The sequence below is a fragment of the Bradyrhizobium sp. 956_D2_N1_4 genome (assembly GCF_052076025.1).
In the GTDB taxonomy this organism is placed as follows: domain Bacteria; phylum Pseudomonadota; class Alphaproteobacteria; order Rhizobiales; family Xanthobacteraceae; genus Bradyrhizobium; species Bradyrhizobium barranii.
Genome location: NZ_CP197237.1, coordinates 1,705,455 through 1,723,794, shown reverse-complemented (window position 1 = coordinate 1,723,794; position 18,340 = coordinate 1,705,455). Strand labels below are relative to the sequence as shown.

Below are 18,340 nucleotides of genomic sequence, written 5' to 3'. Positions count from 1 at the left end.
ATGCTCCGGATGCGTTCACTGCTGCCTCCCCTGCTCTTCACGCTCGCTTACGCCGGGATCTCACTCGGCGTCACCAACTCCTACTACCAGCTCATCCTGACGCTGGTGCCGGTGTGGGCGGTGTTCGGCCTGTCCTGGAATCTGCTCAGCGGCTACACCGGGCTGATCTCGTTCGGCCACGCAGCCTTCTTCGGCATCGGCGCCTATGCGACCGCGCTCGGGCAGATCTATTTTGATATCTCCCCCTGGCTGCTAATCCCGGTCGCCGCCATGCTCGGCGGCATTGCCGGGCTTCTGATCGGATTTCCGACCTTCCGCCTCCAGGGCCACTACTTTGCGCTCGCGATGCTCGCCTACCCGCTCGCGATTCTCTACGTGTTCGAGTGGCTCGGCTTCCAGGAGGTGACGCTTCCGATCAAGCGCGACGCGCCGATCGCCTATATGCAGTTCTCTGATCCCCACATCTACACGCTGCTGGGGCTGGCCATCATGCTTGCCACCATCGTGCTGACGCAGGTGATCGAGCGATCCCGCTTCGGCATGGCGCTGCTCGCGATCAAGCAGAACGAGGCTGCGGCAGAAGCGGCCGGAATCAACACGCTGGCTTGGAAGCTGCGCGCGATCACGTTGAGCGGCGCGATCGCCGCCGCCATCGGCGGATTCTATGTGCAGGTGCTGCTGGTCGTAACCCCGCAATCGGTGTTCGGCATGCTGGTGTCGGCGCAGGCGCTCACGGTCGCGATGTTCGGCGGCGTCGGCACGGTCTGGGGGCCGGTCATCGGCTCCGTGATCCTGATCCCACTCGCCGAGATCCTGCACGCAGAGGCCGGTGCACGGATCCCCGGCATTCAGGGCGTCATCTTCGGCCTTGCTATCGTCTGCGTCATCCTGCTCGCGCCGGAAGGCCTGTTCTGGAAACTGCGCGATCTCCTGCGCAAGCGAAATGCATCCAAGGCCACGGCGAGCGACACTCCGGAAACGGCCGTCGCCAACGTCACGGCGCTGAAGCCCGCCGCGCGGCAGCGTGCGGCCACCGGCGAGGTGATGCTCGAGGTTCGCAATCTCTCGCGCTCCTTCGGCGGACTCAAAGCCGTTCAGGACGTCAGTTTCAAGCTGCACAAGAACGAGATCCTCGGCATCATCGGCCCGAACGGCGCCGGCAAGACCACGCTGTTCAACCTCCTCAACGGTTTTCTGAAGCCGAGCGAGGGCGAGGTGCTGATCGACGGCCGCAACATGTCCGGCCAACGGCCGCACGTGATCTGCGAGGCCGGCATCGGCCGCACCTTCCAGGTGATGCGGCCATTCCTGCGCATGTCGATCCTCGACAATGTCGTGGTGGGGGCCTATGTGCGCGCCCGCTCCGATGCGGAGGCACGCAAGCTTGCCGCCGACGCAGTCGCCCGCGTCGGGCTCTCCGCCGTAGCCAACCATGTCGCCGGCGAACTCTCGACCAAGGAGCTGCGGCTGATGGAGCTCGCCCGCGCGATCGCCGGCCAGCCGCGCATTCTGCTGCTCGACGAAACGCTTGCGGGCCTCGGCCACGGCGAAGCGGACGAGGTCGTCGCCGTGATCCAGCAGCTCGCACGCGACGGCATGACCATCGCCATCATCGAGCACACCATGCAGGCGATGGTCCGCCTGGTGGACAGATTCCTCGTGCTCGACCATGGCGCCGTCATCACCGAGGGCCTGCCCGAAGTGGTGACGCGCGACAACCGGGTGATCGAGGCCTATCTCGGCAAGAAGTGGGCGGGCCATGCTGCGAATTGAGGGATTAAGCGCGGGCTATTCGGCCAAGCCCGTCCTGAACGACGTGTCGATCAATGTCGGCGCGGGCCAGTTCGTCGCGATCGTCGGGCCCAACGGCGCCGGCAAGACGACGCTATTCAAGACAATCTCCGGCATCGTGAAGCCGAGCGGCGGGAGAATTACGTTCGACGGCGTCGATCTCCTCGCGGTGCCGCCGCCGCAGCGCGCCCATCTCGGCATCGCCCATGTCCCCGAGGGCCGCCAGGTGTTCCCGTCGCTGACGGTGATGGAGAACCTCGAAATGGGTGCAATGACCGAAAGCGGCCGGCGCGACTGGCAAACCAACATCGAGCGCATCTTCGAATGGCTGCCGGTGCTGAAGGAACGCCGCAACCAGTTCGCTGGCACGATGTCCGGCGGCCAGCAGCAGATGCTAGCGATCGGCCGCGGCCTCGCCTCCTCGCCGAAGCTGTTGATGCTGGACGAGCCCTCGATGGGGCTCGCACCGTCGACCGCGGACTTCATCTTCGAGCGGCTGATCGATATCCGGCGTCAGTCCGGGCTGACCATGCTGCTGGTCGAGCAGCGCGTGGCGGAAGCACTGGAGTCCGCCGACCACGGCTACGTCCTCGAAGCCGGACACGTCGTGCTCGAAGGCAACAACGACACGCTGCGCGCCGATGATCGCGTGCGCAAAGCCTATCTCGGCATGTGACGAACAAAAAACAAAGAGCAGGGAGACAACAAGGTGAACAAGACATCGAAGGGCAGCATATCAAAAGGACTGACGCGCCGGACCGTGCTGTCGGGCGCCGCCGCCGTCGGCCTCGCCGGCGTGGCACGTGCGCAGGCGCCGGCCGAGGTCAAGGTCGGACTGATCGTCCCGCTGTCGGGCATCTACACCCGCCCCGGCCAGGTGATGAAAATGGGCGCCGAGATGGGCATCGAGCACATCAACGCGCAGGGCGGCATCAAGGCGCTCGGCGGCGCCAAGCTGAAGCTGGTGGTGATCGACTGCGGCGACACCACCGAGAAGGCCAAGAACGCGGCGCAGCGCATGGTGGCACAGGAGCCCGATCTGGTCGCCGCCACCGGCTCTTATCTCTCGTCCTTCACCCTCGCCGTCACCGAGGTGACCGAGCGCGCCGAACTTCCGGTGCTGACACTGTCCTATTCGGACCTGCTGACCGACCGCGGCTTCAAATACATCTTCCAGACCGCCGCGACCGCGAGCCGTCAGTCCGAGCTGGGCCTGCCGACGCTGATGAAGCTCGCCGAGAACGCGTCGGGCAAGAAGCCCAAGACCGTGGCGATGCTGATGGACAACACCGCGACATCCGTCGCCACCGCCAAGGCACTCAAGGAAAAGCTGCTCGCACAGGAAGGCCTCCAGCTTGTCGTCGAGGAAGTCTGGACCCCGCCGCTGTCGGATGCCACCCCGCTGATCCAGAAGGTCCGCTCGGCCAAGCCAGACCTGCTGCTGTTCATGCCGAATGCAGTGTCGGACGCCAAGCTCGGGCTGGAGAAGATCAGCGAGTTCGGCCTCGGCCAAGGCAAGATCCCGACGGTGTCCTTCAGCATCACCATCGCCGAACCCGACATGCTCCAGAGCGTGAGCCCGGAGACCGTGCAGGGCATCATGACCATCGTCGCCAACTGGGGCTCGAAGGGCCACGAAGCGCTGATCGCCGAGCTCAAGGCCAAATACAAGGAGCCCTGGATGACGCAGAACGTCATCTCGACCTACGGCGACATGTGGCTGATGAAGGAAGCGCTGGAGAAGGCCGGCAAGGCCGACCGCAACTCGGTCGCGCAGGCGTTCCGCACCATGGATGCCGGCCCGTCGAAATACTATCCGGGCGGCCAGCTCAAATTCGACGAGAAGGGCCGCCGCGTCGGCGCCGGCGTCGTCATCGTGCAATGGCAATCGGGCGTGCCTGTCACCGTCTATCCGCCCGATCTCGCGCAAGCAGAGCCGTTCTGGCCGAAGAAATCCTAAGCGCCGCGCAATTTTTCAGGGAGGAGAATTGTCATGACTGCAAGAAGCAAGTTCACGATCTCGCGGCGAGCGCTATTGGCCGGCGCGTCCGGCACGCTGATCGCATCTCGCGCCTGGGCGCAGCAACCTTCAGAGGTGAAGGTCGGCCTGCTGGTGCCGATCTCCGGTCTCTACGCCCGCCCGGGAACGGTGATGCGTGAGGGCGCCGAGATGGCGGTCGACCACATCAACGCGCAAGGCGGCATCAAGGCGCTCGGCGGCGCCAAGCTGAAGCTGGTCGTGCTCGATTCCGGCGACACCACGGAGAAGGCCAAGAACGCCGCCCAGCGCATGGTCGCCCAGGAGACCGATCTGGTCGCGGCCAGCGGCGCCTATCTGTCCTCGTTCACGCTCGCGGTGACCGAAGTCACCGAGCGCGCCAGCCTGCCCGTCCTCACCCTCTCCTATTCCGACCTGATCACCGATCGCGGCTTCAAATACGTGTTCCAGACCGCGGCCACTGCAGGTTCGCAGGCACGGCAAGCGTTGCCCCAGATCATCAAGCTGGCGGAGACGGCCTCCGGCAAGCGGCCGAAGACTGTCGCGATCCTGACCGACAACACGGGGGCCTCGATCGCCTCCGCAAAGACGATGCGCGAGGGCCTGCTGGCGGAGAATCAGTTGCAGCTGATCGTGGACGAGACGTTCACGCCGCCGCTGGCGGATGCGACCTCGCTGGTGCAGAAGATCCGCTCGGCGAAACCCGATCTGCTCTTCTTCCTGCCGACGGTGATCTCGGACGCGAAGCTGCTGCTCGAGAAGATGAACGAGTTCGGCCTTGGCCAGGGCAAGGTGCCGACGATCTCGTTTGGCATCGCGATCGCCGAGCCGGACATGCTGCAAACCGTCAGCCCCGAACTGCTCCAGGGCGTGCTGACCTGCGTCGCAAGCTGGGGCGCCAAGGGCCACGAAGCGCTGATCGCCGAGTTGAAGACCCGCTACAAGGAGCCGTGGATGACGCAGAACGCGATCTCCACCTATGGCGACATGTGGGTGATCAAGGACGCGCTCGAGAAGGCCGGCAAGGCCGACCGCGTTGCCGTCGGCGAGGCGCTGCGCACCATGGATGCCGGCCCCTCGAAATACTATCCGCTGGGCGAGATCAAGTTCGACGAGAAGGGCCGCCGCGTCGGCGCCGGCATGACCATCGTGCAGTGGCAGTCCGGCGTGCCGGTGACGGTGTTCCCGCCCCAGCTCGCGCTGGCGCAGCCGTTCTGGCCCAAAAACTGAACTGAGAACTGACCTGAGAACTGACAACGCCCGAAAGAGAAACGGAGAACAACATGGACAAGGCGACTTACGACCGCGGGCTCGAAATCCGCAAGAGCGTGCTCGGCAACGAGTTCGTGGACAAGGCGATCGCATCCGCGGACGAGTTCAACCGTCCGATGCAGGACCTCACCACGGAGTATTGCTGGGGCTACGTCTGGGGCCGCGACGGCCTCACGCGCAAGACGCGCAGCTTCCTCAATCTGGCGATGCTCTGCGCGCTCAACCGCCCACACGAGCTGAAAACCCATGTCCGCGGCGCGCTCGCCAACGGCGCCACCAAGGAGGAGATCCGCGAGGTGTTCATGCAGGTCGCGATCTATTGCGGCGTTCCGGCCGGCGTGGATGCGTTCCGGAACGCGAAGGAAGTCTTCGCCGAGCTCGACAAGAAATAACGGAGCGTGACGACGATGAAGGGCAAATGGGCACTCGTGACCGGTGCGACCGCGGGCCTTGGCCTCGCGGTCGCGGAAGGCCTTGCCGGCGCGGGCGCCAACATCGTCCTTCATGATCTCGTCGCGCCGAAGCAGGCCGCGGATGACCTCCGCGCCCGCTTCGGCGTCGAGGTCGTCGCGGCCGGCGCCGATCTCGCCCAGCGCGAGGCGATCGAGGCCATGATGGCCGATCTGCTCGACTGCTGCGGCGCCATCGACATCCTCGTCAACAACGCTGTGATCAGGCATTTCTCCGCCATCGAGCAATTTCCGCCCGATTGCTGGGAGCAGGCGCTGGCGGTCAACCTGTCGGCGCCGTTCCATTTGATCCGCCTGGCGCTGCCGGCGATGAAGCAGCGCGGCTGGGGCCGGATCATCAACATGGGCTCGATCTATTCGAGCCGCGCGGTCGAGGATCGCATCGACTACGTCACCACCAAGACTGCGATCCTCGGTATCACCCGTGCGGTGGCGATCGAGACGGCGCGGAGCGGCATCACCTGCAACACGCTGTGCCCGGGCACGCTGCCAACGCCCGCGATCCTGAACAAGATCGCAACGATCGCGTCGAACAGCGGCCGTCCGGTCGACGACGTGACCAAGGAATATCTCGGCGAGCGCCAGCCGACGCAGCGTTTCGTCGAAATGAATGCGGTCGCCGCCATGGTCGTCTTTCTCTGTGGGCCCGCGGCAAACGATATCACCGGCGCCAGCCTGCCGATCGACGGCGGCTGGTCGGTCGCATGAAAGCATTGGGAGTGTTACGATGACTGAACAATCGAGCCAGAGCGTCGTGCTGACGGGCGCCGCCGGCGGCATGGGACGCGCCATCACCAAGGCCTTGCTGGAAAGCGGCCGCCGCGTCGTGCTGGTCGATCGCGACGCCAAGGCGCTTGAGGAACTCGCGTCCACGGCGGGCAACGCGGTGTTTCCGATCCAGCTCGACATTAGCAATGGGCAGGCCGTAGATCGCCTGCCGGACGCCATTCCCGCGCAGTTCAAGCCGGTCGACGTCCTCATCAACAACGCCGGACACGATATCGGCGGGCGGACGCGGTTCGATGCCGGCTCCGCCGACGACTGGTCCAACATCATCCAGACCAATCTGATCGGCCTGATGCGCGTCACCCGCGCGATCCTGCCCGACATGGTCAGGCGCAACGCCGGCCATGTCGTCAACATCAGCTCCATCAACGCGGTCCGGATCGTCCCCGATATGGCCGCCTACAGCACCAGCAAGGCGGGCGTCCACATGTTCACCGAGACGCTGCGGGGCGAGCTGGCGGAAACCGCGATCCGGGTCACCGAACTCCAGCCAGGCCTGACCCGGACCAACATCATCCTGACCCGCTACCGCGGCGACAGGCAGAAGGAAAAGGACTATTTCGACCAGTTCAGGATGGCGCTCGAGCCTGCCGATATTGCCCGTTCGATCGTCTTCGCCCTGGACCAGCCCGCGCACGTTCAAATTGCCGAAATGATGATTCTGCCTGTAAACCGGTACTGACTTTTCCCAACCAGGGTCCGGACATGGAAAGACGTAGCGAATTGCAGTCGACACTCCGCATCGAGGACGTCCCGACCGTCCGGGCGATGGTCGCGCAAAAGCTGCGCGAGGCGATCATGTCCGGAACACTCAAACCGGGCCAGCGCCTGGTCGAGCGCGAGCTCTGCGAGATGATGGGCGTCAGCCGGCCTTCGATCCGCGAAGCCCTGCGAGCCCTCGAAGCCGACGGCCTCGTCAACATCGTCCCCCACCGCGGCCCCGTGGTCTCCACGATCAGCCTCGAAGAAGCCCGGCAGCTCTACGCGGCCCGCGCGGTGCTCGAAGGTTTCGCCGGCCGCGAATGCGCCAGACTCCACGATCCGGAAGTGGCTCGACGGATCGGGGAAGCCCTGGCCCGGCTGAAGGCGGCCGCAGCCAAGCAGGACCTCGTCGGGAGCCTCGAAGCCAAGACCGACTTCTACGCCGCGCTGATCGGCGGCTGCCGCAACGCCTTCATCGAGCGCATGCTCAAGCCGCTGCACGACCGGATCCAACTGTTGCGGATCACGTCGATGTCGCAGCCGAAACGGATCAACAAGAGCCTGCGCGAGGTCACCGCGATCTGGCGTGCGATCCAGAACGGCGATCCGGATCTCGCCGAGCGCTGCTGCGTCGATCACATCAATGCGGCTGCGGTGGCCGCGCTCGACATGATTGAACGAAACGCCGCCAAGGAGGCGGCGCCTTCCGACGACTAGAAAAACAAGAATTCAGGGAGTGTTCGATGTTGTCTCTGGTACGATCGCTGATCCTGTGTCTCCTGCTCTTGCCCTGTGGCGCGGCAATCGCAGACGACTACCCCACCCGCCCGGTCACGATGATCGTGCCGTTCTCCGCCGGCGGCCCCGGCGACGTCATCGCGCGAATTCTCGGCAACGCCATGAGCGCGACGCTGAAGCAGTCCATCGTCATCGAGAATGTCGTCGGTGCCGGCGGCACACTCGGCACCGACCGCGTCGCCAAGGCCGCGCCTGATGGCTACACGCTGCTCCTGATGCATGTCGGCCAGGCCACCGCGCCCGCGCTCTATGCCAAGCTGCCGTTCGATCCCGTCGGCGACTTCGCCATGATCGGGCTCGTCACTGATGTCCCGATGATCCTGGTGGCCCGGCCGAATTTCCCGGCCAAGGATCTCGGCGAGATGATCGCCCGCATCCGCAGCGAGGGCGACAAGATGACTTTCGGCAATGTCGGTCTCGGCTCAGCCTCGCAGCTCTGCGGCCTGATGTTCATGAGCACCACCGATACGAAACTCTCGCAGATCTACTACAAGGGCGGCGGGCCCGCGCTGAACGATGTCATAGCCGGCCATATCGACGTCTATTGCGATCCCGCGACGGGACCGACGCCCTATATCCAGTCGAACACGATCAAGGGCTACGCGATCACCAGCAAGACGCGCGTCGCGACACTGCCTGGCGTGCCGACCTCGGCCGAGGCCGGCGTTCCCGAATTCGATGTGACGACCTGGTATGGCCTCTACGCGCCGCGCGGCACGCCGAAGCCCGTGGTCGACCAGCTCGTCGGCGCACTCCAGACGGCGCTCAAGGACCCTGCGTTGATCAGCCGCTTTGCCGAGCTCAGCATGGCTCCGGTTGAAGCCGAGCGCGCGACGCCGGCTGCGCTCGAAGCCTTCCTGAAGGCGGAGATCGCCAAATGGGGGCGGATCATCAAGGCAGCCGGAATCGAGCCGCAGTAGGCCTGCTTCACTCGTCCAGAAGCTCCAGGAATTCCTCGATCCGGCCGAACGGGTCCGCGTGCCCGCGGGCGGCGCAGACGACGCGATCGCCGTCTCGCTGGAGCGATCGCGCCCTGGATTTCCGCAGCCGCCCGGGGAGGAAAGTGGCAGCGACGGCCTCGGGCCCGACATCGAGCCTGACGATGCCACGCCGCTTGCAATCGATCCGGAGCCTCGCGGCCGCAAAGAAATCACGCGCCTCCGGCGGCAGCCTGCCGAAACGCCGCGAAGTCTCCTCCTCCAGGTCTTCCAGATCGTCGTCGCTCCGACATCTGGCGGCGCGGCCATAGATCTCGAGCCGCATTGCTTCCGATTGCACATAACCTTCAGGCAACATGTCGCCGACAGGCAGATTCAGATCCGGCACCCACAGAAAGGCGCCCGAGTCGTTCACTCTTTCCGAGGCGAGCTTCAGGAGATGACTGTAGAGCACCGGCCCGAACACCTGCACGTGCCCGGACTGCTGTTCGGAAAACAGATCGCCGGCGCCCCTGAGGTCCAGGTCGCGCTCGCTGATGGCAAAGCCGGCGCCGGGCTTGCTGAACTCCTCGAGGACGGCCAAACGCTTCTCGGACTGTTCCGAGGTCGACTCCGTCAGCAGATAAGCGAAGGCGCGCGTTCCGCCGCGTCCCACCCGCCCCCTGAGCTGATGGAGCTGTGCGAGGCCGAACTTTTCGGGCCAGCACACCACGATGGTATTCGCGCGCGGGATATCGAGACCGCTTTCCACGATGTTGGTCGCCAGGAGGACGTCCGCTTCGCCATCGACGAAACTCATCATGCGGTCGTCGAGGTCGTCGACGGGCATCTTGCCATGAAGGCAGACGATGCGGAGGTCGGGCGCCAATGATTGCACGCGCGCCAGCATCGGCTCCAGATCCTGGATGCGCGGGCAGATCAGAAAACTCTGTCCATGCCGCCGCCGTTCGCGGAGCAATGCTCCGGCAATGGCCGCATCCGACAGCGGAGCGATCTTGGTCACGATCGGAAGCCGGTGAACCGGCGGCGTTGCGATCACGCTGAGATCCCGGAAGCCCGCAAGACCAGCAGCGAGCGTGCGCGGGATCGGCGTCGCGCTCATCCAGAGCGTATGGGCATTCTTTGCCAGGCCTGAAAGCTTCGCCTTCTCCGCCGCTCCGAAGTGCTGCTCTTCGTCGATGATGACGAGGCCAAGATCGGCGAACTTCACATCCTTTGCAGAGAGCGCCTGCGTGCCGACAACGACTTTCAGCCTGCCGCTTCGCAGGCCCTCCTTGATCCCTCGCGTCTCCGGGCCGGAGGTCGCTCGCGACAGGCTTCCGACGTCGATACCGAGAGGACCGAAGCGCTTGCGGAAGGTTTCGACATGCTGCCGCGCCAGGACCGTGGTCGGCACCGCGATCGCCACCTGTTTCCCGGACAGCGCCACAGCAGCTGCCGCGCGCAACGCGACCTCGGTCTTTCCAAATCCGACGTCGCCGCACACCACCCGGTCCATGGGATGACCTGCCGCGAGATCATCGAGCACGTCCTGAATGGCCTTCGCCTGATCGACGGTCGGGAAATACGGAAAACGCGCAACGAACCTTTCATAGAGCGGCCCGGGTGCGACCAGTTTCGGCGCGCGGCGGCGGTGGCGCTGGCTGATGTGCTTTGCGAGCGCCTTGGCGGCGACCTGAATCTCCGCCTCGGCCTCGGTCCGCCGCGCCCACCATGTGCTTCCGTCCGCCTTGTCCCGCGCCAGCTTGCCGGGCTCGGCCGCATAGGGCCAGATCAAGGCAAGGTCGGCCGGCGGCACGAGAACGGCATTGTCTCCCGCGAACGCAAGCCTGACCATCTCGCGCCGCGATCCCGTCCCCATGGCGAGGGTCTGCAAGCCGTCGAGCAGAGCGAGCCCACGCTGCAAATGGACCACCGCCGCGCCGCGTTCCGGAACGTCAGGATGGTCGAACGCGGCCGTCCAGGCTCTCGCCATCGGCTGCGGATGATGGGCTCTGCTGCCGAGCACGTCGGACGCGGTGACGATGACGAGAGGCTTGCGGCCGGCCCCGACGAAGCCGGCATCGAAGTCGGCCAGGAACGCCGTTTCGCGCTCCCGTCCCTCCGTCGCCTCGCTCCAATCGGCACAGCGCTCCGCCTTGATGCCGCTCATCCGCTCCATCGCGCGAAGGTCATCCTCGACGGCCGCGACGAACAGCACCCGCGACCCGGCGCGTTGCATGTCGTCAATAAATGCGCGGAGGATCTTTCTTGGCGAAGAGGCCTTCGAGAAATCGGGCGTCGGCGTGAAGGCCGATTTTTGCGGAAGTACGCTGATGCTCTTCTTCAGCCGCTTCCAATCCGCCCGTCCGAGATACTCGCGCTCCGCATCCCTGCGGCCAGCGGCCTCCTCGATGGTGCCCAGCCAGATATCGGCGTGGCCCGGTACGCCGGCATCCACGATCCACCGCGCGCGAGCGCAATAATCCGGCAGCGTCGCCCGCTGCCCGCGCTTGCCTCCGAGCGCAATCTGTTCGGACATCGGATCGATCAGCAATTCCCTGGTCTCGTAGACGACCTCATGCTCGACCGGATCGACGGCAACGATCTTACGGATAACACCGTCGGAATGTTCGATCCTGAAAGGACCAAGTCCGCCCGCGGGAAACACCTCGAACGTCTTGCCGTGGAACAGGACGCCGCCCGGATATTCCGCCTCTTCGTCGAGGTCGTAGCCGAGAGCTTCCAGGCGGCGCTCCAGCTCGGCTTCCGAATAGGCCGCGCCCACTTTCAGGCTGAGGCTGGTCTTTGACCAGCTCGCCGGCAGTGGCAGCCGCTCCATGATGGCTTCTGCGGTCGATACGAGGAAGACCGGCTTCCTTGCCTTGGCGAGGCGCCGCAACACCGAGCTCCGCCTGCCCGCGATCTCGCGCGACGGCTCCAGACCATCGAATGGCAGATTGTTCAGTCGCGGGAACACCAGCACGTCGACCGAAGGGTCGAGCGCGTGGATCACGCCACCCAGCCGCTCCGCCCTGTTCTCATTGTCGCAGAGGAACACGAGGCCGTCGCGGCCAGACTTCTCCCACTGCTCGCGCAGATGCAGCGCCAGCATGCCGAGCGGCGATGAGGACGAGACCGTAGAACGCGACGCGCTCTTGCCTTTCGAGCCTTTGCTCTCTGTGCTCTTCGAACCCTTGCTCTTTGAACCCTTGCTCTTCGAGCTCTTGGTCTTCGGGCTCTCGCCTTTCGAGCTTTTGGCCTTGGTCTTTTTCGCGCCGGTCGCGGCCCGGGCTTTTTTGGTGGACGCCAATGTGTATCCAACTTTGTTTCAGAAATAGAGTCGCGCGCCGACGAGCCCTGCCGTAGAGCTCGGTCGACAACGCGGACTGGGCCTAAGCGCCCAAGCACGTCATTACAATTTCACGATTGCGTTGGAAAGCATGGATGCAAGCCCGGGAGGCCGCTTGCACGGCAAAATAAGGCCTACTGCAGGACCTTCGGCAGCACCACGACCACGTCGACGCTCTGCCCGAGGACTTGAGTCGCAACCACCGCGAGGTGATGCGAGAACTCGTCCTCGATCTCGCTCGCGCAGTCTTCGTCCCTGGCAATGGCGAACAGCAGATTGCCGTCGATCTCGTCGAATCGGATGCCGGCGAAGATGCGATCGAACGTCTCGGCGCCCGCGATGCCCGCGATTCGCGCCTGGATGGCCTGGTCTTCGATGAGGGACAGTTTCATCATAATCGGGAACATGGGGGCGCACCTCCCAAATGCAAGAGCAGAAGCGTGCTGGCGCGACCCGCCGGGCGAACTATATTAATCGTGTCGTCCCGCCTGCCCCCGTCTGCCCTTGAGGAAACTCTTGATTCTCTTCCTGCTGCTGGTCTCCGTGCCGATAGGACTGTCGGCCGGACGCTATTATCTGTTCGGCGATGGCCGGGGCAATTGGCAGACGGCGGATCGCTCGAGCGCCGGCCTGTTGCCGCCGGCATCGGCCAATCCGGACGCGCTGATCCGGGTCTTTGCCGCGCGCACGGTGCGGTGGCGCAGCATTTTCGCCGTCCACAGCTGGATCGTCGTCAAGGAGAAAGGTGCCAGCACCTACAGCCGATACGACTACACGGCGTGGGGCGACCCGATCCGGAGCAACGGATTTGCACCCGACGGCCGCTGGTTCGGCGCCATGCCCGAAACCGTCGTGGCGGTCGACGGCGCGCGGGCCGAAGCGCTGATCCCCAAGATCCGCCACGTCGTCGAGACCTACAAGTTCCGCGCCTACGGCGATTACAGCGCCTGGCCCGGACCGAATTCCAACACCTTCGTGCAGGCGGCGCTGGACGCCGTTCCCGAGCTTCGTGCCGTCCTTCCACCCACCGCGGTCGGCAAGGACTATCCGTACAGCGGACGCTGGGCCGGCATCACCCCTTCCCGCACCGGTCTCTACGCCTCGCTGTCGGGTTACCTCGGCATGACGGTCGGCTGGGTCGAAGGGTTCGAGATCAATTTCTTCGGCGCGGTGCTGGGCATCGACATCCGGCGGCCGGCGCTCAAGCTCCCCGGCATCGGCCGCCTGGGCGTCGCCGCCGGCCTGTAGAGCGCCTGCCGACGCCTCGCCAAACAAAAAACTGAAAAACAACCCCATGCACAGTAGAACCGCCCCTGGCCGGTTGGTCGCGGTGGCGCGGCTTAAGTCGAGATGAGGCTTGGGTGAATTGCCTTGCGCGCGCAGAACGAGAGGCATCTCTCCTGCAACGCACGTTGAGCTGCTCGACGAGCCCGATGTCTTCAGACGCCGGTCATTTGACTCGTCGGGCAAAACACCGGCAAAATTGCATCGTGCCCAATCAGGCCATGGATGCGCTCGACCAGGCCGGCCATGGGTCCAGCAAGCCGCCTTGGATCCTAGCCCCCAAGCGCCGGAATATTTTCGCGAAAGATGATCTCGCTGCGCGGCGCCTCGATGCCGTGCATGGCGCTGCGGCCGGCGCGCAGATTGTCGAAGATGCCGACACAGCTCATCATCGTGTTGAGCTGATTTTGAGTGATGACGGCATCCATCGTCCCATCGAGCAGAAAGCTGCGCGTATCCGAGGTCAGACCATGGCCAATGAAGACCACGTCACGCGCCCGGTTCATTTCGTTCAGGGCGCGAGCGACACCATCGGCGGCGCCGCCGATGTTGTAGATTCCGGCAAGATCCGGATGCTGGCCCAGCAGCATGCGCGTCTGGCGATAGTTGCGGTCGGCGTCATCATGGCCTTCGCGCAGGCCCACGACCTTGATGGCCGGGAATAGTTCTTCGAAGACGTGCAGAAAGCCCATTTCGCGTTCTTCGTGCGCGCGGTAGCTGCGGCTGCCCGCGATCATCGCGACCTTGGCCGGACGCTCGCCCAGAAAGCGCGCGATCAGATAGCCGGCGGTGCGTCCGATCGAGCGATTGTCCAGTCCGATATAGGCCGCGCGGCGCGCATTCAGGATATCCGAGATCAGCGTCACCGTCGGCACGCCGTGCTCCGCCAATCGGTCGACGGCTTCCCTCACGACGGGATGCTCGAGCGCCATGAAAGCGATGCCGTCGGCCTTGTCGCGGGCCCGCCAGAGCTGACGTGCCAGCAGGTCGGGATTGAAGCCCTTGATGGTGTCGACCTGACAATGGACGTTGAAGGGCGCGAGCCGGCCGTCGGAATGCGCGATCAGCTGCCCGAGCGTGGACAGGAAGCGGTTGGTGCCGGCCGGCAGCAGGAACAGCAGCCGCATCGGCTTGGGCCGCATCGCCGCCAGGATGTTCTCGGCCGGCATGTAGTCGAGCTCGGACGCGGCGGCGAGCACCCGCTGCTGCGTAATCGCCCGCACACCGGGCCGACGATTCAGCACGCGGTCGACCGTCGCCGTGGAGACGCCGGCCCGGCGCGCCACGTCAACGATGCGGCTCAGCGAAGGAGCCACTGGTTTATTCATTCCGGGGCCCAATCGTCGAATACATCAAAAACCATCATCTTTATCGTTTGACATGCTAGCTCAAAGTCGCAATTTTCGCATCAACATTGTCGCAGAAACATCAAATAACATCAAATCGCTGTTGGAGGAGAAGCCCATGTCCCTGACCCGTCGGCGCGCCTTGCAAGCCCTGTCCGTCCTCCCCGCCGCGGGCTTGATGGGCGGTCTCTCGCGCCCGGCCCGGGCGGCCGAGTTCTCGCTGAAATACGGCAACAACCTGCCGCTGACGCATCCCCTCAACATCCGCGCCCAGGAAGCCGCCGACCGCGTCGCCAAGGAGAGCAATGGCCGGGTCGAGATCGCCATCTTCCCGAACAACCAGCTCGGCGGCGACACCGACATGCTCGCCCAGGTGCGCAACGGCGCGCTGAACTTCTTCACGCCCTCCGCGCTCGTGGTCGCGACCCTGGTGCCGATCGCCGCGATCAATGCGGTCGGCTTTGCCTTTGCCGATTACGATCAGGTCTGGAAAGCAATGGACGGCGGGCTCGGCGCGCATATCCGTGCCGCCATGGCCAAGGTCGGCCTCCATACGTTCGAGAAGATGTGGGACAACGGCTTCCGCCAGATCACCAGCGGCGCCAAGCCGATCGAGAGCGCCAAGGACATGGACGGCCTCAAGATCCGCGTGCCCGTGTCTCCGCTCAGCATCTCCATGTTCAAGGCGCTATCGTCGTCGCCGACCAGCCTGCAATTCAGCGAGGTCTATTCGTCGCTCCAGACACGCATTGTCGACGCGCAGGAAAATCCGCTGCCGATCATCCAGGTGGCGAAGCTCTACGAGGTGCAGAAGTACTGCGCGATCAGCAACCACATCTGGGACGGCTTCTGGTTCATCGCCAACGCCCGCGCCTTCAACGCCCTTCCCGCCGATCTCAGGACCATCGTCAGCAACGCCATCAACGATGCCGGCTTGAAGCAGCGCGAGGACATCAAGACCTTCAATGCGACCGTGCAGGCCGATCTCCAGAGCAATGGAATGAAATTCACCACGCCTTCACCGGACTCGTTCCGCGCAAAACTGCGCGACTCCGGCTTCTACGGCGAATGGAAGGGCCGCTTCGGCGACGAAGCCTGGGCGCTGCTCGAAGGCGCCGTCGGCAAGCTGGCCTGAGCGCGATGACGATCGCAGAGCATCAGATGACGGACTATCTGGCGGCGGCCGGCCACCCTGCTTCCGCTGCGGGCACGCGCAAGCTTGCGAGCGCCTTTGGCACCGTCGACCGCTGGCTCGGTGCGGTGGTCGAGACCGCCGCGGCCGCTGTCGTGCTGGTCGAGATCGGCATCATGCTCGCCGGCGTCATCATGCGATACGTCTTCCACAGCCCGCTGATCTGGTCGGACGAACTGGCCTCGATCCTGTTTCTCTGGCTCTCGATGCTGGGCGCGGTGATCGCGCTGCGCCGGGGCGAGCACATGCGCATGACAGGGCTCGTCAGCCATGTCGGCCCGGGCGCAAGCGCCTTTCTCGACACGATCGCGGCGGTGGCGCCGCTAGCCCTGCTGGCGCTGATCCTGCATCCCGCCTTCGATTATGCGAGCGAGGAACAGGTCATCGTCACCCCGGCGCTGGAGATCAGCAATGCCTGGCGCGCAGCCGCAATTCCCGTCGGGATGACCCTGATGGCCGTCGTCGCCGCGATCCGGCTCGCGACGCATCACCGCCCCGCGCTGATCGTCGCGGCCTTCATCACCATCGCCGTCCTGATCGCCGTATTCTGGCTTGCCGGACCGCTGCTCGCCCCGCTCGGACGCTACAACCTCATCATTTTCTTCGTCGGCGTGGTCGCAGCCAACGTGTTCGCCGGCGTACCGATCGCCTTCTCCTTTGCGCTCGCGACCTTCGGTTATCTGGCGCTGACAACCAGCGTACCGATGATGGTGATGGTCGGCCGTCTCGATGAAGGCATGTCGCACCTGATCCTGCTCGCGGTGCCGCTGTTCATTTTCCTCGGCGCGTTGATCGAGATGACCGGCATGGCGCGGGCCATGATCCAGTTTCTGGCAAGCCTGCTCGGACATGTCAGGGGCGGACTGTCCTATGTGCTGATCGGGGCCATGTATCTGGTCTCCGGCATCTCCGGCTCGAAGATCGCCGACATGGCCGCGATCGCGCCGGTGCTGCTGCCGGAAATGCAGCGGCGTGGCGCCAAGCCTGGCGACCTCGTCGCGCTGCTGTCGGCCACCGGCGCGCAGACCGAGACCATTCCGCCGAGCATCGTGCTGATCACCATCGGCTCGGTGACCGGCGTCTCGATCGCGGCGCTGTTCACGGGCGGGCTGCTGCCGGCCCTGGTCGTGGGCACCGCGCTTTGCGTGGTGGTATGGCGGCGCTACCGGAACGAGGATCTGAGCCATGTGCGGCGTGCCTCGAAGCGCGAGATCGCAAAGCTCACAATGATCGCTCTGCCCGCCATCCTGCTGCCCTTCGTGATCCGCACTGCCGTGGTCGAAGGTGTTGCCACTGCCACGGAGGTCTCGACCATCGGCATCGCCTACGCCGTGCTGATGGGCCTTGTGGTCTACCGCCAGTTTCCCTGGCGGCGGCTGAAATCCATGCTGGTCGAGACGGCCTCGCTGACGGGCGCGATCATCTTTATCATCGGCTGCGCCACGGCGATGGCCTGGGGACTGACGCAATCGGGCTTCTCGCAACAGCTGGCGAAGGCGATGGCGGCGATCCCCGGCGGCGCCTACGGCTTCCTCGCGATCTCGATTGTGGCCTTCGTCGTGCTCGGCAGCGTGCTCGAAGGCATTCCGGCCATCGTGCTGTTCGGCCCATTGCTGTTTCCGATTGCCAAGCAGGCCGGCGTGCATGAAGTGCACTATGCGATGGTCGTGATCCTCGCGATGGGCATCGGCCTGTTCGCGCCGCCGTTCGGCGTCGGCTATTACGGCGCCTGCGCGATCAGCAAGATATCGCCGGACGAAGGCCTCAAGCACATCTGGGGCTATGTCGCGGCGCTCTTCATCGGCCTCGCCATCGTCGCGGCCGTGCCGTGGCTGTCGATCGGCTTCCTCAAATTCTGAAGATCATGGGAATCATGCAATGAGCCGTTTTTTTGGTGAGATCCGGCAAGCCGGCTACGTCGTTGACGACATCGAGAAGGCCATGGATTATTGGAGCCGCGAGCTCGGCATCGGGCCGTGGTTCTATAATCCGCGGGTTCCAATCGTGAACTACCACTATCGCGGCAAGGCCTATGAGCCGCACAATTCGGTGGCGCTGGCCAATTCCGGGCCACTGCAGATGGAGCTGATCCAGATCCGCAACGATGCGCCGTCGATGTATGCCGACTTCCTGAAAGCCGGGCATAAGGGTCTGCAGCACGTCGCCTACTGGACCGAAGACTACGACGCCGATCTCTCCCGTCTCGAAGCCGAGGGTTTCAAGCCGGTCATGAGCGGCGAAGTCGGCGCGCGCGGTCGTTTCGTCTATTTCGACACGGAGTATCATCCGGGAACGGTGATCGAACTGTCTGAAGTCTCCGGACCCAAGGGCAAGATGTTCGACCTCATCCGCGCAGCCGCCAAAGGCTGGGACGGACGCGACCCCGTGCGGCCGTTCCCCGATCTTACCAAGCTCTAGATTGTCTGCACTC

General features: G+C 64.5%; 16 protein-coding genes. 13 read left to right on the top strand and 3 right to left on the bottom strand.

Annotated features, from left to right (window positions below; translation table 11 throughout):
* Genes AB7535_RS07750 through AB7535_RS07710 form a run of 9 tightly spaced genes read left to right on the top strand, consistent with a single transcriptional unit; the run spans position 1 to position 8,738 of the window.
* A complete protein-coding gene (locus AB7535_RS07750) occupies positions 1 to 1,773 on the top strand; it encodes a branched-chain amino acid ABC transporter ATP-binding protein/permease (RefSeq protein WP_201266221.1) in 1,773 nt (590 codons plus the stop codon).
* Positions 1,760 to 2,467, top strand: a complete 708-nt coding sequence (locus AB7535_RS07745; protein WP_085403188.1) for an ABC transporter ATP-binding protein — start codon at positions 1,760 to 1,762, stop codon at positions 2,465 to 2,467. The genes AB7535_RS07750 and AB7535_RS07745 overlap by 14 nt, the downstream gene beginning before the upstream one ends.
* A gap of 33 nt (positions 2,468 to 2,500) precedes the next feature.
* Positions 2,501 to 3,751, top strand: a complete 1,251-nt coding sequence (locus AB7535_RS07740; protein ID WP_085403187.1) for an ABC transporter substrate-binding protein — start codon at positions 2,501 to 2,503, stop codon at positions 3,749 to 3,751.
* Positions 3,752 to 3,784: 33 nt separating this feature from the next.
* Positions 3,785 to 5,020 carry an ABC transporter substrate-binding protein gene (locus AB7535_RS07735; RefSeq protein ID WP_439037259.1) on the top strand — a complete coding sequence of 412 codons (1,236 nt, stop codon included), beginning with the start codon at positions 3,785 to 3,787 and terminating at the stop codon, positions 5,018 to 5,020.
* A gap of 53 nt (positions 5,021 to 5,073) precedes the next feature.
* A complete protein-coding gene (locus AB7535_RS07730; protein ID WP_014496467.1) occupies positions 5,074 to 5,454 on the top strand; it encodes a carboxymuconolactone decarboxylase family protein in 381 nt (126 codons plus the stop codon).
* A 15-nt stretch (positions 5,455 to 5,469) separates the two neighbouring features.
* Positions 5,470 to 6,240, top strand: a complete 771-nt coding sequence (locus AB7535_RS07725) for an SDR family oxidoreductase (RefSeq protein WP_085403185.1) — start codon at positions 5,470 to 5,472, stop codon at positions 6,238 to 6,240.
* A 19-nt stretch (positions 6,241 to 6,259) separates the two neighbouring features.
* Positions 6,260 to 7,000 (top strand): SDR family oxidoreductase, encoded by a 741-nt coding sequence (locus tag AB7535_RS07720; protein WP_085403184.1) that lies wholly within the window; start codon positions 6,260 to 6,262, stop codon positions 6,998 to 7,000.
* Between the two features lie 23 nt (positions 7,001 to 7,023).
* Positions 7,024 to 7,737, top strand: a complete 714-nt coding sequence (locus tag AB7535_RS07715; protein WP_085403183.1) for a GntR family transcriptional regulator — start codon at positions 7,024 to 7,026, stop codon at positions 7,735 to 7,737.
* Positions 7,738 to 7,763: 26 nt separating this feature from the next.
* Positions 7,764 to 8,738 (top strand): tripartite tricarboxylate transporter substrate-binding protein, encoded by a 975-nt coding sequence (locus tag AB7535_RS07710; protein WP_439037258.1) that lies wholly within the window; start codon positions 7,764 to 7,766, stop codon positions 8,736 to 8,738.
* Between the two features lie 7 nt (positions 8,739 to 8,745).
* Here the strand turns inward: AB7535_RS07710 and AB7535_RS07705 are convergent, their stop codons facing one another.
* Together AB7535_RS07705 and AB7535_RS07700 are read right to left on the bottom strand one after the other, a co-directional pair.
* Entirely contained in the window at positions 8,746 to 11,850 is a 3,105-nt protein-coding gene (locus AB7535_RS07705) for a DEAD/DEAH box helicase (protein ID WP_085403181.1), read from the bottom strand.
* 371 nt (positions 11,851 to 12,221) lie between these two features.
* Positions 12,222 to 12,482, bottom strand: coding sequence for a hypothetical protein (locus AB7535_RS07700; protein ID WP_071917581.1), 261 nt, complete (start codon positions 12,480 to 12,482; stop codon positions 12,222 to 12,224).
* Between the two features lie 121 nt (positions 12,483 to 12,603).
* Here AB7535_RS07700 and AB7535_RS07695 point away from each other — a divergent pair, with 121 nt between their 5' ends.
* Positions 12,604 to 13,335: a DUF3750 domain-containing protein gene (locus tag AB7535_RS07695; protein WP_085403179.1), complete on the top strand. Its 732-nt coding sequence runs from the start codon at positions 12,604 to 12,606 to the stop codon at positions 13,333 to 13,335.
* Positions 13,336 to 13,643: 308 nt separating this feature from the next.
* Here AB7535_RS07695 and AB7535_RS07690 read toward each other — a convergent pair whose 3' ends face one another.
* Positions 13,644 to 14,699 (bottom strand): LacI family DNA-binding transcriptional regulator, encoded by a 1,056-nt coding sequence (locus AB7535_RS07690; RefSeq protein ID WP_071915404.1) that lies wholly within the window; start codon positions 14,697 to 14,699, stop codon positions 13,644 to 13,646.
* Positions 14,700 to 14,835: 136 nt separating this feature from the next.
* Between AB7535_RS07690 and AB7535_RS07685 the strand changes: the two genes are divergently transcribed.
* From AB7535_RS07685 to AB7535_RS07675, 3 genes are read left to right on the top strand one after another with little or no spacing between them, the layout of a single operon-like run.
* The gene (locus tag AB7535_RS07685) at positions 14,836 to 15,852 is read left to right on the top strand and encodes a TRAP transporter substrate-binding protein (protein ID WP_085403215.1); all 1,017 of its coding nucleotides are present in this window, start codon (positions 14,836 to 14,838) and stop codon (positions 15,850 to 15,852) included.
* 5 nt (positions 15,853 to 15,857) lie between these two features.
* Positions 15,858 to 17,768: a TRAP transporter large permease gene (locus AB7535_RS07680; RefSeq protein ID WP_094184275.1), complete on the top strand. Its 1,911-nt coding sequence runs from the start codon at positions 15,858 to 15,860 to the stop codon at positions 17,766 to 17,768.
* Positions 17,769 to 17,787: 19 nt separating this feature from the next.
* Positions 17,788 to 18,327 carry a VOC family protein gene (locus AB7535_RS07675; RefSeq protein ID WP_014496479.1) on the top strand — a complete coding sequence of 180 codons (540 nt, stop codon included), beginning with the start codon at positions 17,788 to 17,790 and terminating at the stop codon, positions 18,325 to 18,327.
* Positions 18,328 to 18,340: the final 13 nt, after the last annotated feature.